Consider the following 13,240-nt stretch of genomic DNA (forward strand, 5'->3'; position numbering starts at 1 on the left):
GATATCCTGTTGCGGTTATTTCTGTCCGGCTTACGCCGGAACACAGAATTTCGGTAATTAGGCAGCGTTTTCGTGGCTGATAAACTTGCGGAAACGTTCCGACTTCGAGTTGCCGAACACGTCTTCCGGCGCACCGTCTTCTTCCACCAGACCCTGATGGAAAAATACGACGCGGTTGGAGACGTCGCGCGCGAAGCCCATTTCGTGGGTCACGACCAGCATGGTGCGGCCTTCTTCGGCAAGGCCGCGCATGACGCGCAACACTTCACCGACCAGTTCCGGATCGAGTGCTGAAGTCGGCTCGTCAAAGAGCATGACCTTCGGCTTCATCGCCAGTCCGCGGGCGATTGCGGCGCGCTGCTGCTGTCCGCCCGAAAGATGGGCCGGGTAGAAATCGCGCTTGTCAGCAATGCCGACCTTTGCCAGCAAAGCTTCTGCTTCCGCCACGCATTCCGCGCGCGGGCGTCCCTGCACATAGATCGGCGCTTCGATGATGTTTTCCAGAATGGTCTTGTGCGACCACAGATTGAAGCTCTGGAACACCATGCCCAGTTCCGAACGAATGCGCGAAACCTGTTTCTTGTCGGTCGGGTAGGCTTCACCCTTCGAATTCTTCGCCATACGGATGGTTTCGCCCGAAACCGTCACAGTGCCCGACGTCGGTGTTTCCAGAAGATTGATGCAGCGCAGGAAAGTCGACTTGCCGGAACCCGACGAACCGAGGATCGAAATGACCTCGCCTTCACGTGCTTCAAGCGAAATGCCTTTCAGCACTTCATTCGTACCGAAGCTCTTGCGCAGGTTTTCGACTTTCAGCGCCACCGGTGCATTGGGGGAAACGATTTTGCTCACGATGTTTGTCCTTCGGAGGAAAGCTTGACGACCGGCTGGCGCAGATAAGGGGTCAGCTTATATTCTGCGAACATCAGCGCACGTGTCAGAACGAAGTTGATGGCAAGGTAGATCGCACCGGCGATCACGAAGATTTCTATGGCTCGATAGCTCTCGGCGATCAGCTTTGCTGCGATACCAGTCACTTCCATGAGTGTGATGATCGACGCAAGCGAGGTTGCCTTGATCATCGATATCATCTCGTTGCCGTAACCCGGCAATGCCTGACGGATCGCAAGTGGCATGACGATGCGACGGAAGCAGGTGAAGGACGACATGCCACAGGCTTTTGCAGCTTCGATCTGGCCATGCGGCACCGACAGCAGGCCACCACGGATGATTTCGCTCGCATAGGCGGCGTTGTTCAAAGTCAGCGCAATGATCGCACACCAGTAAGGCTCGCGCAAAACCGGCCACAGGAACGAGTAACGGATGGCCGGAAACTGGCTGAGACCGTAATAGATGATGAATATCTGCACCAGAAGCGGTGTTCCGCGGAACACGAACACATAAAGGCGGGCAATCCAGTCCAGCACCTTGATGCCCGACAGGCGCATCAAGGCGAAAAGCAAGGCAAGTATGGCGCCAAACACGATGGAAGTTGCCGCAAGCTTCAGGGTCAGCGGCACGCCGCCCAGCATCTGGAAGAATGCGTCGGAATAAAATTCAAGGTTCATTTTGCCCTCCGGACGCCACGCGAGAAGTGACGCTCGGCAAACTGCAGAAGCCCGCCGGAAACAGACGAAATCAGCAGGTAGAGCGCACCGGCAATGAGGAAGAAGTTGAAGGGTAGTCCGGTCGAGCCAGCGCCGATCTGTGCCTGACGCAGAAGCTCAACCACACCCGCAACGGACACCAGAGCGGATTCCTTGAGTGAAACCTGCCAGACATTGCCAAGACCCGGCAATGCATGTCGCAGCGCGAGCGGCGCGATGATACGGCGGAATTTCAGCATCTGGCCCATGCCGCAAGCAGTAGCGGCTTCTAGTTCACCTTTGGAAACGGCCCGGAATGCACCACGGAACACTTCGGTGTGGTGCGCGCCACAGGAAATGGCAATTGCCAGCACACCCGCAAGAAAGCCCGGAAAGCCAATGAAGCCTTCCGCACCGAAATATTTGCCAAGTGCGGTGACTGCCGCACTGCCACCAAAGTAAAACAGATAGATGACGAGGAGATCCGGAATACCGCGAATGATCGTGGTGTAGCCATCGGCGACAGCGCGAAGCGTGCGCCCGCCGGAAATCTTCGCCCAGGCAGCAAAAACGCCGATGGCAGCGCCAAGAAGGAAGCCCAGGACGGCGAGCGCCACGCTCACCAGTGCACCCATCATCAGCACGTAGCCCCAGCCGTCGGGCCCGAAGCTCAAAATATCGAGAAAGCCCATCTGCTTCATGATGCGTCAGGCCCTGTTGGAATTGGGGGATTGAATGTCATTTCTATTTTCAGATTCTGTCTGCCCGCCCGCGTCATTTCGCGGTTTCGGGCAGAGCGGGTTGAACGCTATCTGGAATCGGATTGACGAATACGGTTCCGTCGAGCCGTTTTTCGTGATCCTGCTTTGCTTTCTTGATCTGCTCCGGATTACGGAACAATTCGATGGCCGTGCTGCCCATGATCTTTGCAGCATGGGCCATGCCTTTATGCGCCGCGGGCAGCTTGCCCTGCGCCACCATTTGCCACGAATGAAGCGGCGTGCCGATAGCACAGGTCGCACCACGCATCTGCACGGTGGGCACGACCCAGCTCACGCTGCCGACATCGGTAGAGCCGACGAGAGTGTTGTCGCCCTTATAGGGCGTATAGATATCTTCACAAAGCGCGAGGCCATCCTTGGGCTCCACGCCGAAGCGGCGGAAAGCATCTGAAATGTCTTCCCTGGACAGTGTCTTCTGGAAACGGCTTGCGGTTTCGCGGTCCTGCTCATCGAAGTCCGGAGGTCCGAGCCGCTCAAGCTGAAGCTGCATCATCTGTTCCAGCGGCGTGTTGCCGATCAGATCGGCATCGCCGCTGACGATTTCACTGCGGACCGTCGTTTCGGTCATCAGCGCCGCGCCGTCGGCAATCTTCTTGACGCGTTCCAGAAGGGTCTGCATTTCCGGCAGGCTGCGGGCGCGAACGAGATAACGCACCGTTGCCTTGGCCTGCACGACATTCGGCGCAAAACCACCCGTATCGGTCACAGCGTAATGAATGCGCGCCGTAGACGGCATATGCTCACGCATATAGTTCACGCCCACATTCATCAATTCAACTGCGTCCAGCGCACTGCGCCCCAGATGCGGGGCTGACGAAGCATGGGCTGCGCGACCGCTGAAGTGAAAATTGATTTCGTTACAGGCAAGCGAAACCGGATCGTTTACACCAGCAAAAGGCGCCGGGTGCCAGCAAAACGCGATATCCACATCGTCAAAAAGCCCTTCGCGGACCATGAACCCCTTGGCCGAACCGCCCTCTTCCGCCGGGCAACCGTAATAGCGCACGCGGCCCTTGATGCCCTGTGCGGCAAGATAATCCTTCACTGCCGCAGCAGCGAGCAACGACCCTGAGCCCAACAGGTTATGACCGCAGCCATGTCCATGGCCGCCGGCCTCGACTGGCCGCTCTTCAACCAGTCCAGATATCTGGCTGAGGCCCGGTAATGCATCAAACTCACCAAGGATGGCGATGACCGGTCCTTCGTCGCCAGCTTCGCCCATCACCGCAGTCGGCAGGCCCGCAATACCACGCTCGACGCGAAACCCTTCGGCTTCCAGCATCGCCGCATGGGCATCGCTCGATTTGTACTCTTCGTAGTTTGTTTCAGGATTATCCCAAACCGTATCGCTCAGTTCGAAATATGCGGCGCTCTTGGCGTCGACGATATCCCAGATATCGTGATGGTTTTTCAACTCGGCTCCATCGATCATTTCACCGACGCCATACAAGATGGCGGCGGGCATCAGGACGTTCCGGCAATGCAATTGCCGAACCTTCCTCAGACTGCAATTTTTGATGATGCTGATAGAACTCAGGCCCCGCTCTCGCAAGGGCAGATCGGAGAGTTGATGCGAAATTGCTCATTTTCAGGCAGTTTTCTGCCCTCAACAAGCTGTTTCGGTTCAATTCGTCCGATTGAAGTTAGCTGTTAGCCTCCCACACGCCTCAATATTCCTCGCACCTGTACTCAGCAGTACCCGAGACAAATGGCGGGGAGTAGCCATGATATTGGTCAAAATTATTGTAAGTTTTTGCAATATGAGAGGTTCCTCCTGACAAATTGCCAACAAGTTCGTTGAAGCACTGCGATCGCCACTTCTGCTCCCCCTTGAGTGCCTATCGATGAAACGATAGTTCATCGTACAAATGAAATTTCGAAGGCGGCGGTCATGGTACACGAAAAGAAGCATGCGGATTTCATCATACGTCCACTGCAGCGCAGCGAAGTGACTGACATCTGGCAAATCGATCGCAGCGAGATCATCGAGGAAATGTATCGCCTCGAAGGAGAGCAACTCCTGCTGGAGCCGCAATTCTACGATGTGCAGGGCTGGCCGGAGGGCGAAGCGGAAATCTACACACATATCCTGCTCGACTGTCACGACCATGGCGGCGTATTTCTTGGCGCCTATCTCGATGGCACCCTGGTGGCCGTCGCAGTTACGGATGTACGCCCTGTCGGCGCCTATCCCGAATTGTACCAGCTCGGCTTCATGCATGTGGGGAAGACAGTCCGGGGATTGGGACTTGCTGGTGAACTTTATCGTCGCAGCGTGGCCATTGCGAAGGAGGCCGGAGCAGAAGGTTTCTATATTTCTGCGACACCCACACGGCGGACCATCGATTTTTATGTGAAGCAAGGTGCAAAAGTCACCACGACGCCTGATCCATTGCTCTTCAAGCGCGAGCCGGAAGATATTCATCTCATCCATCGTTTCAACGCCCAAGCTTCTTGACGCGGAACAGAAACCACTATCATCGTCACTCATGCGAATTCTGCTCGTCGAAGACAATCTCACCCTCGCAAACTGGCTGGCAAAAAGCCTGCAGCAGTCGAACTACAGCGTCGACACTGTGCACGACGCGGCGGATGCGGAACAGGCGCTCGCCTTCACGGAGTATGATCTCGTGGTTCTCGACCTCGGATTGCCGGACAAAACCGGGCTCGACGTGCTGGAGCACATCCGCGGCAGAGGCAATGAGGTGCCCGTCATCATCCTGACGGCCAATGCAAGTCTTGACGGACGTATCCGCGGATTGGATGCCGGTGCTGACGATTATCTGGCAAAGCCGTTCGAACTCAGCGAACTTGAAGCGCGCATCCGTGCGCATCTTCGCCGGTCCAGTCAGCGGACAGCGCCTGTTGTGACCTGCGGCCTTTTGCGTTTCGACACCAACACCCGGCTGTTTTCACTCGGAGACGATCCACTGTCACTTGCACCCAAAGAACATGCAGTTCTGGAACAGCTTCTGCGGCGCATCGGAACCACCGTCAGCAAGACAACACTTGTTCAAGGTATTTACGATTTCGACAGCGAGACTGATGAGAACGCCATCGAGATTTACATTCATCGTCTGCGCAAGAAGCTGGAGGGCAGCAAAGCCGAGATCGTAACCTTGCGCGGCCTGGGCTATCTGCTGCGTGAGGCGAGTTGAGATGAAACGGCTGTTCACTCGCCTCTCCCAAAGCCTGCGTGCACAGCTCGTTTCCTGGATCGTGATTCCGCTGATTGTCGTGGCCGGGATCAACCTTTGGACCGCATGGCGTGCGTCGGAAAATATGGCCGGGATCGTGTCAGACAGAATGCTGACAGCGTCAGCACGCGCCATTGGCGAAGCGACTGCTGCCTCGCATAATGCCATCGATGCTGTCATTCCGCCGGTAGCGCTGGAGATGTTTTCGACGGGAAATGGCGACCGGGTCTATTATCGGGTTGAAACTTCTGACGGACGCCTGCTTGCAGGGTTTCCCGACTTGCCGAAACCGGCTGAAATCGCGAATTACGACCCACTCCATTATGAGGGCAGCTATCGCGACCATCCCTTGCGTCTGGTTGTCTTGCGTCATCCCGTTGCAGCACCGTCCAACCTGCCACAAGCTGTCGACGTGGTCGTGGGTGTCACCCTCGCAGGATACACCGCCATGCAGCAGGAGCTATGGCTGAACTCTGTGCTGGAACAATCGCTGCTTATCATTGTTGCCGGTGCCCTTTCGTTAATGGGCTTGCGCTTTGTATTACGCCCGTTGATCCGGCTCCGCAACGAAGTTCGCAATCGCACATCCGAGCTGGAACCATTCGATCCACAGACAGTTCAGACCGAACTTCGACCGCTCGTCACAGCGCTGAATCAGTATATGGAACGCGTGCGCAAGCAGATGTCGGCGCAGCACCGTTTCATCCAGAATGCAGCACATCAGTTGCGCACGCCACTTGCTACACTATCAACGCAGGCCAGTTTCGCAGAACGGACAACCTGCGAAAGTGACCGCAAAGACGTTCTGGCAGGTATCAAGAATACCACCATGCAGCTGTCGCGGCTTGCTGGACAATTGCTGACGCTTTCGCGTGCCGAACCAGGCAGCAGGCGTCCTCGCGCCGATCGGGTTGATCTGGCGGAAGCGGGACAACAAATTCTGGAAAGCCTCTCGGGCAAGGCGTTCGACCGCAAGATCGATCTCGGGTTCGAGCTCAAAGCAACCAAAGCCATCATTTCTGGCGACGGCACCATGCTGCGAGAAATGATCGTCAATCTGGTGGACAACGCCCTTACCTATACGCCCGAAGGCGGCACAGTAACGCTTGTGATTGATCAGGATGGGCCCAAAATCGACATACGGGTCGAGGACAACGGACCCGGCATCCCCGCAAATGAATATGAACACGTTTTCGAGCGTTTCTATCGTGTTCCAGGCACTGTCGCAGATGGAAGCGGATTGGGCCTTGCCATCGTGCGCGAAGTTGCCGACACGGCGGGCGGCCATGTCGAGCTTTCCCAAACGAAAGGCGGCGGGCTTACGGTGACTGTCACCTTGCCCGCCGCCTGACTCGTTTGCATCTATCCGACTATCAGCTTCCCTGTTCGGAAAGCGCCTGTGGACGCCATTTCACCAGATGGTTTTCGACCAGTGTGATGATGTATTCCACGACGAGCGCCAGTACCGCCAGAATGACCATGGCCGCAAAGACGCCGTTGGCATTGAATGTGCCCTGCGCCGTGGAAATCATCAGGCCAACGCCTTTCTTGGCGCCGAGGAATTCACCGACGACCGCGCCGACGAGCGCGAAACCGAAACTGACGTGAAGGCTTGCCAGAATCCAGCTCATGGCCGACGGCACGATGACGGTGCGCGTGATCTGCGAACGGGATGCACCCAATATCTGCGCATTGGCGATCAGCGCGCGGTCGGCTTCGCGCACGCCCTGAAACGCATTGGCGAACACGACGAAGAAAACCATGACGACGGCCAGCGCCACCTTGGATGCCATGCCGAGGCCAAGCGCGATGATGAAGATCGAGCCCAGCACGACACGCGGGATGGAATTGGCGATCTTGATGTAAATCGAGAACACATCGGCGAGGAACTTGTTGCGACCCAGCAGGATGCCGCAAATGACGCCGCCGACCGCACCGATAAGGAAACCAAGCGCGGTTTCCTCAAGCGTTACGATGATCTGTTCCGAAAGCGGTCCCTGTGACGTGCCTTCCGTGACCCAGATCCATATCTGGTCGGCAATGCCGGAGGGGCTCGCAAAGAAGAATGGATCGATCAGGCCGGTCCGTGCGCCGAGTTCCCAACCGCCCAGAACGGCGACCAGAATGGCGAGGCGTACAAGAATAACGACCGCTCGGCGGCGGCGCATATCGGCACGAAATTTCGCTTCGGTGCGGGCAAGTTCGTCGGCACTTGCATTGACCTGCAAGCTTGGTGACGCGGAGAGAGCTTGTGTTGTCATATCATTTTCTCCGATTAGTTTCCGTTTGCCAGCGCGCGCTTCTGGCCGATCTGCACTTCCTCGCGCAAATCGTCCCAGATGACCTTGGCGATATCCACAAACTGGCTGTCGTAGCGGATGTCTTCCATGACGCGCGGGCGCGGGATGTCGATATCGTAGACACTCTTGACCGTGGCTGGACCGGCGGTCAGCACATAGACTTTATCGGCCAGCGCAATCGCTTCTTCGAGATCGTGCGTGACGAAGATGACGGACGCGCCAGATTGTTGCCAGAGATCGAGCAATTCACCCTGCATCAGCGTGCGCGTCTGTACGTCAAGCGCACTGAACGGTTCGTCCATGAGCAGGATTTTCGGTTCGTTGATGAAGGTCTGTGCCAGCGCCACGCGCTTGCGCATGCCGCCAGACAATTGGTGCGGATAGTGCTTTTCAAAACGGGCCAGACCAACACGGGCGATCCAGCTACGCGCTTTCTCATAGGCTTCTTCCTTGCCCATACCGCGATAACGCGGACCGGCACTCACATTGTCGATGACATTAAGCCACGGAAAAAGCGCATCGGCCTGAAACACGAAGCCGATATCAGGGCTGATACCTTCGATAGGCTTGCCCATCAGGCGGACTTCGCCGGCACTTGGCTTGGCGAGACCGGTTACGAGATTAAGCGTCGTTGACTTGCCGCAGCCGGTCGGACCGACAACACAGGCAAACTCGCCCTGTGCAACATTCATGGTGAAGTCGCGCAATGCGGTCATCATCTTGCCGTCGGGGGTGACGAAACGGCGAGTTACATTGTTGAGCGCGATTGCAGTAGCTTTCTCACGCGCAATGGTTCTGGGGGCTTCCATCAGCATGGGTTCCTCGCGGGTATGCGGCACCGCTCGCGCGCGATAGTTTCGTTATCAAAGATCTCCGAGCGCAAAACCGTCTTACACGTTTGCTGGAAATGCTCTGTCGCGCGCCTGCAATGCGGTTGAATCTTTGGAGGACAGCGGGACTGACGTTCATGTTTGAACGCCAGTCGAAGGCTGTTTACTTTGCAGCGTCAAGCGTTGCGTTGGCCTTGTCCACGAATTCGGTCGTGAAGGTCTTCGAAAGATCGACCTGCTTCTCCTGAAGCGGCTTCTTGAAGGTTGCGAGAACCTTGAGAACGGTTTCAGGTCCATCCTTCGGCATCCGGCCGTCCGGCGTGTACTGTGCCTTGCCCTCGGCAAGTCCCTTTACGTAAAGGTCCTTGTCACCGACGTAATAATCCTTGGGCATCTGGTCGGCGATTTCTTCAGCGCTGTGCGAAGCGATGTAACGCATGGTCTTGACCAGAGCGTTGGCAAGCTTCTGCGCGTCTTCCTTGTGCGTCTCGAGCCATGCGCTTTGCACATAGAACGACGCAGCCGGGTAAGGTCCACCAAGCGCTTCGATGGTTTTGTCGGGCGTGCGCATATCGACCAGCACCTTGGCATCGCCGCTCTTCAGCATATTGGCGACGGTCGGTTCCGTGGTCATGCCTGCCTGAACGGCATCCTGCTTGAAGGCGGCAATGAAAGTATTGCCCGCTCCGACAGGAAGCAGCGTGTAGTCGCCCTGCTTGAGGCCATTGCGCATGGCAAGGTATTGAGTCAGGAAGTCCGTCGAGGAGCCGAGCCCGGTGACGCCAAGCGTATGCCCCTTGAAATCGCCCGGCGACTTGATCTGGTCGGCATATTTGCTGGAAACGAGTTCCACTTCACCCGGCGCCTGACTGAACTGGACGATGGACTGAATAAATTTGCCCTTCGACTGCAGGTCGATCGTGTGATCGTAAAAGCCGACCACAGCCTGAGCTGCACCGGCCAAAAGTTCGTTTTCAGCATCCACGCCAGCGCGGCTGTTGATCAGCTCGACATCAAGGCCTTCATCCTTGAAGTAACCCAGCTTTTCCGTCAGCACTGCCGGAAGGTAAATCTGCTTTTCCATACCGCCGACAATCACTGTCAGCTTTTCGGCATGGGCAGCACCTGCTCCAAGTACCATTGCGCCGCCGATGAAGGCCGCGCCAAATAGATGGCGGCATGAATCGATAGAGATTTTCATCTACGCTCCTCCGAGAGCTCCTGTTGGCCCGGCAATGCCAGACCCCTCCTGATATGCAGCCGATTCCTCAATCGGTTTTGAATGGTTAGCGCAGGCAAGCTTTCAACCAGCTTTCAACAAACTCGCGGCGAGATTTCGAACCCCGTAAACCGGTAGCCAGAGATTATCGCTATTTATATCCGGAAGAACCGGATCACCAAGAACACTATCGTGATGCGCCTGATATCGCTGTCATAAAACGATCTGTTGCTTTCCCTCTGAATTAGAGGTTCAATCAATCAAACGGGGAGGCGTCCATGCCATTTCGCGGCAACAAATATCAGGGAACATATGCGCCAAACGATCTCCAAGTGCTGCAGATTGCCTATAATCGCTGCTGCGCACTGCTTGATCGATGTTCAACGACGCACGAAAGCAAAGAAGCGCTTGCACGCGCAATTATAAGAACATTTGAATCCGGTGAACAAAATCCGGACAAGATCGCTGAAATAGTAGCCAAACTGGAACTTGATCGCGTTTAACGGCATTGGTTGGAAAAGAGTCTGCTTACGATCCCTCAGCAAATTTTAGCTCTCTAATGCTTTCGGTTTCGCAACTGACTGAATATTTTACATAAACTAAATAATTCTCGATTATAATGCTTTGCAATCAGCTATGTTTTAGTATAGCGGGTCGCAAGAATTTTCAGGCTTTCAGATCGGATTATCTGTCTGTCGCCATCTGCGGAATGCATAAAATGCCATTTTCGAGAGATTACTACTTCGGGCGTTTCAAGCCCATCGAGTTGGAGGAGCTGCAAGCGGCTTATGTCAAGTCGTGTGAAGCGATGGCTCGTTGTCCGATCACTTCTCCCCAAAAAGACGAAATGGCGCGCGAAATCATCCAGATTTATGAATGCGGCGTCATGGATGCCGAGAAGATCGCCGAACTCATGGTGCAGATCGAAGCGGTCAAACCACGTCCGTTGAGCGAACAGATGCTCGACCGTGTGACGACGATCCAGCCCAAGATTGCCTGAGCAAAATTACTTCATGAAAAACACCCGGATGCAAAATCGCATCCGGGTGTTTGTTTGTTCAGCGCTGAGCCACCGGGCGGACAAGCGGAGTCACGCGGCGGATCGTGACACGACGATTTTCCTGTTCGGCTGCCTGCGTGCGAATTTTCAGGAAGCGTTCGCCATAGCCTTGCGTGACAAGGTTTTCTGGTGGAATTTCATAGACTTCCGTCAAAAGGCTTGCAACTGATTCAGCACGTTTATCGGACAGGACGAGATTTGAACGGTCCGATCCAACCGCATCCGTATGCCCTTCAATGAAGAAGGTTTCGCCCGGATCCTTTGCCAGTACCTTCTGCATGGCGGTTGCAACCTTGCGTAGCGTCTTCGCCTGCGAAAGCGAAACCTCGGCGCTGCCCGTCGCGAAGTGGATTGTATCCAGATCGATACGACGCACCTTGTCGCGCAGGCGGGCTGAATGACGAACCTCGTCGATCGTATAGACACGCTCCACACGTTCTACCGGAGGCATGGCAAGGAAGTCATAGAAATCGCGATCCGGATCGTCTGCGACGTCGATGATGTAATCTCTTACCGGAATGGTCAGACGCATCGGCGGCAGTTCGTAACCAACATCGATAATCGAAGCGCGCGGATTGTCGTCATATTCCGGCGCATAGATCATCAGATATTCATTGCCGTCCCGGTCGATACGGGAACGCTGAAGAATATCGCCGTAGCGATCATAAACCGTAACGATCTGGTTGCCACCCGGGCGGACAATGGTTTCACGGGTGCGCCCGCGCGGCAGTTCATCGTAATAGGTTTCCTCGGCATCACGGCGCAACCTTGGGCGATCATCGCCGCGAACGAAGATACGGTCGCCCACGTCCAGAATGACACGATTATCCACCTCCTCGATCACTTTGACGTTGGTGACATTGTTGGTCACGTTATTGACCGTCGTATTATTGATGACCGTATTGTTCACCACCGTGTTGTTGATGATATTGGTGGTTTCCGGCACGGCAAAAACCGGCGCTTCCTTGATACGGGTGCCCTCTTCCTTGAGATTGGCTTCGATCTTCTGCGGCAGCGCTGCCTTCACTTCCTCTGGAATCGCAACCTGTGCCGCCGCATCATTTGCGGGCGGTGGTGCACTTTCCTCAGCGGAACGTTGCTGTTCGCGCTGCTTGCGACGCTCTTCACGCGACTGGCTTCCGCCGGAATTGTCGGCGTCCTTGTCGCTGTCGAGAATGGCAGCGCCATTTTCGACTGGCAAGACAACCGTATCGTCCGTCTTCGCAGGGTCTTTCGCAATCTCCTGCTTTTCCTCGGTCGAACGCTGATCGACTATCTCTGGCGCTGGCTCCGAAGACGGTTTTTGCTGGTCTTCGGTTGATTGGGGCTGTTCGACCGGCTGTGCAGGCTGAGCCTCATTCTGTGGCTCTTCCTTTGCTTTCGGTTCTTGCGGTTGAGCTTCTTCGGGATGCTCAACAGCGGATTCTTCCGCTGGTTCTTTCTGCGGAGGCGAGACCGGAGATGCGTCTGCCGGTTGTTCGGCTGGCTTTTCCGGTTCCTGCGCCGGAGCTTCCTTGGCAGGTTGCTCGGCCTGCTTGGCCGGTTCTTTCGCCGCCGGCTGCTCAGGTTTCGCTTCCGGTTCCTGTGCGGGTTCTTCCTTCACCGGCTTTTCAGCGGGAGCGGTCTGTTCCTGCGTCTCATTGGCCTTGCGAGCAGCCTCTTCATCAGCCTTCTTCTGTTCTTCAGCGCGACGCTGAGCTTCCTCTTCAGCGGCCTTCTGCTGCTGTTCGCTCTGACGCTGTGCCTCTTCGTCAGCCTTTTTCTGTTCGGCAGCCTGCCTGGCCTGCTCTTCGGCCTGTTTCTGCGCTTCGCGCTCGGCTGCCTTCTGTTGTTCCTCGGCTTGCTTCTGTGCTTCGCGCTCGGCGGCTTTTTGCTGCTCTTCAGCCTGGCGTTGCGCCTCTGCCTCCGCAGCGCGCTTCTGTTCTTCCGCTTGACGCTGGGCTTCCTCTTGAGCAGCCTTCTGCTGCTCTTCGGCCTGACGACGATTTTCTTCCTCGGCAGCGCGCTGTTGTTCCTCAGCCCGACGGGCTTCTTCTTCCGCTGCCTTTTGCTGTTCTTCAGCCTCGCGCTGTTGCTGCTGCAACTGCTCGTCGGATGGCTGGTCTCCGTTCTCCTGTGCCAGCAGGATTGGAGCCATCAATGAATCCGCCAGTACGGGTTGCGCTAGAATAGAGGCCGACAGAACCGGCACGGCAACAGTGGCAAGAAGCTTCGAACGAATAGACATAAATCCTTCTCCTTCTGGAAGGCAGAATTGATATGCGTC

Annotated in this window: 13 protein-coding genes; 5 read left to right on the forward strand and 8 right to left on the reverse strand. The window is 55.9% G+C overall.

The window, feature by feature from the left end; genetic code table 11:
- Positions 1 to 57: 57 nt before the first annotated feature.
- From AC1RHM_RS13920 to AC1RHM_RS13935, 4 genes are all read right to left on the reverse strand, one after another.
- Positions 58 to 852, reverse strand: coding sequence for an ABC transporter ATP-binding protein (locus AC1RHM_RS13920; RefSeq protein WP_010658719.1), 795 nt, complete (start codon positions 850 to 852; stop codon positions 58 to 60).
- Positions 849 to 1,568, reverse strand: coding sequence for an ABC transporter permease (locus AC1RHM_RS13925; RefSeq protein WP_010658718.1), 720 nt, complete (start codon positions 1,566 to 1,568; stop codon positions 849 to 851). The genes AC1RHM_RS13920 and AC1RHM_RS13925 overlap by 4 nt, the downstream gene beginning before the upstream one ends.
- Positions 1,565 to 2,287 (reverse strand): ABC transporter permease, encoded by a 723-nt coding sequence (locus AC1RHM_RS13930; RefSeq protein ID WP_010658717.1) that lies wholly within the window; start codon positions 2,285 to 2,287, stop codon positions 1,565 to 1,567. Before AC1RHM_RS13930 ends, AC1RHM_RS13925 begins: the two co-directional genes overlap by 4 nt.
- Positions 2,288 to 2,360: 73 nt before the next feature.
- Complete coding sequence (locus tag AC1RHM_RS13935; protein ID WP_010658716.1) at positions 2,361 to 3,833, reverse strand: M20 family metallopeptidase; 1,473 nt, start codon at positions 3,831 to 3,833, stop codon at positions 2,361 to 2,363.
- Positions 3,834 to 4,259: 426 nt separating this feature from the next.
- Between AC1RHM_RS13935 and AC1RHM_RS13940 the strand changes: the two genes are divergently transcribed.
- The 3 genes from AC1RHM_RS13940 to AC1RHM_RS13950 are packed head-to-tail and all read left to right on the forward strand — an operon-like array spanning position 4,260 to position 6,916.
- Positions 4,260 to 4,826, forward strand: coding sequence for a GNAT family N-acetyltransferase (locus AC1RHM_RS13940; RefSeq protein ID WP_010658715.1), 567 nt, complete (start codon positions 4,260 to 4,262; stop codon positions 4,824 to 4,826).
- A 31-nt stretch (positions 4,827 to 4,857) separates the two neighbouring features.
- The gene (locus AC1RHM_RS13945; RefSeq protein WP_010658714.1) at positions 4,858 to 5,526 is read left to right on the forward strand and encodes a response regulator; all 669 of its coding nucleotides are present in this window, start codon (positions 4,858 to 4,860) and stop codon (positions 5,524 to 5,526) included.
- 1 nt (position 5,527) lies between these two features.
- Positions 5,528 to 6,916: a sensor histidine kinase gene (locus AC1RHM_RS13950; protein WP_010658713.1), complete on the forward strand. Its 1,389-nt coding sequence runs from the start codon at positions 5,528 to 5,530 to the stop codon at positions 6,914 to 6,916.
- Between the two features lie 22 nt (positions 6,917 to 6,938).
- On the opposite strand, the gene AC1RHM_RS13955 is transcribed toward AC1RHM_RS13950, so the two are convergent.
- The 3 genes from AC1RHM_RS13955 to AC1RHM_RS13965 all read right to left on the reverse strand — a co-directional run bounded on the left by AC1RHM_RS13955 (position 6,939) and on the right by AC1RHM_RS13965 (position 9,896).
- Positions 6,939 to 7,826, reverse strand: a complete 888-nt coding sequence (locus AC1RHM_RS13955) for an ABC transporter permease (RefSeq protein WP_010658712.1) — start codon at positions 7,824 to 7,826, stop codon at positions 6,939 to 6,941.
- Between the two features lie 14 nt (positions 7,827 to 7,840).
- Positions 7,841 to 8,680 (reverse strand): ABC transporter ATP-binding protein, encoded by an 840-nt coding sequence (locus AC1RHM_RS13960; protein WP_010658711.1) that lies wholly within the window; start codon positions 8,678 to 8,680, stop codon positions 7,841 to 7,843.
- A 178-nt stretch (positions 8,681 to 8,858) separates the two neighbouring features.
- A complete protein-coding gene (locus AC1RHM_RS13965) occupies positions 8,859 to 9,896 on the reverse strand; it encodes an ABC transporter substrate-binding protein (protein WP_010658710.1) in 1,038 nt (345 codons plus the stop codon).
- A gap of 296 nt (positions 9,897 to 10,192) precedes the next feature.
- Here AC1RHM_RS13965 and AC1RHM_RS13970 point away from each other — a divergent pair, with 296 nt between their 5' ends.
- Entirely contained in the window at positions 10,193 to 10,417 is a 225-nt protein-coding gene (locus AC1RHM_RS13970) for a hypothetical protein (protein WP_010658709.1), read from the forward strand.
- 215 nt (positions 10,418 to 10,632) lie between these two features.
- Entirely contained in the window at positions 10,633 to 10,914 is a 282-nt protein-coding gene (locus AC1RHM_RS13975; RefSeq protein ID WP_010658708.1) for a hypothetical protein, read from the forward strand.
- 58 nt (positions 10,915 to 10,972) lie between these two features.
- Here AC1RHM_RS13975 and AC1RHM_RS13980 read toward each other — a convergent pair whose 3' ends face one another.
- Positions 10,973 to 13,201: an OmpA family protein gene (locus AC1RHM_RS13980; protein WP_036580246.1), complete on the reverse strand. Its 2,229-nt coding sequence runs from the start codon at positions 13,199 to 13,201 to the stop codon at positions 10,973 to 10,975.
- Between the last annotated feature and the right edge of the window lie 39 nt (positions 13,202 to 13,240).

The sequence above is a fragment of the Brucella sp. GW823-FHT04E01 genome (assembly GCF_058796175.1).

Coding starts and splice junctions, on each gene's coding strand:
- AC1RHM_RS13930 (WP_010658717.1), bottom strand. CDS start 2,287: ATGAAGCAGATGGGCTTTCTCGATATTTTGAGCTTCGGGCCCGACGGC.
- AC1RHM_RS13940 (WP_010658715.1), top strand. CDS start 4,260: ATGGTACACGAAAAGAAGCATGCGGATTTCATCATACGTCCACTGCAG.
- AC1RHM_RS13950 (WP_010658713.1), top strand. CDS start 5,528: ATGAAACGGCTGTTCACTCGCCTCTCCCAAAGCCTGCGTGCACAGCTC.
- AC1RHM_RS13945 (WP_010658714.1), top strand. CDS start 4,858: ATGCGAATTCTGCTCGTCGAAGACAATCTCACCCTCGCAAACTGGCTG.
- AC1RHM_RS13935 (WP_010658716.1), bottom strand. CDS start 3,833: ATGCCCGCCGCCATCTTGTATGGCGTCGGTGAAATGATCGATGGAGCC.
- AC1RHM_RS13980 (WP_036580246.1), bottom strand. CDS start 13,201: ATGTCTATTCGTTCGAAGCTTCTTGCCACTGTTGCCGTGCCGGTTCTG.
- AC1RHM_RS13965 (WP_010658710.1), bottom strand. CDS start 9,896: ATGAAAATCTCTATCGATTCATGCCGCCATCTATTTGGCGCGGCCTTC.
- AC1RHM_RS13960 (WP_010658711.1), bottom strand. CDS start 8,680: ATGCTGATGGAAGCCCCCAGAACCATTGCGCGTGAGAAAGCTACTGCA.
- AC1RHM_RS13970 (WP_010658709.1), top strand. CDS start 10,193: ATGCCATTTCGCGGCAACAAATATCAGGGAACATATGCGCCAAACGAT.
- AC1RHM_RS13975 (WP_010658708.1), top strand. CDS start 10,633: ATGCCATTTTCGAGAGATTACTACTTCGGGCGTTTCAAGCCCATCGAG.
- AC1RHM_RS13955 (WP_010658712.1), bottom strand. CDS start 7,826: ATGACAACACAAGCTCTCTCCGCGTCACCAAGCTTGCAGGTCAATGCA.
- AC1RHM_RS13925 (WP_010658718.1), bottom strand. CDS start 1,568: ATGAACCTTGAATTTTATTCCGACGCATTCTTCCAGATGCTGGGCGGC.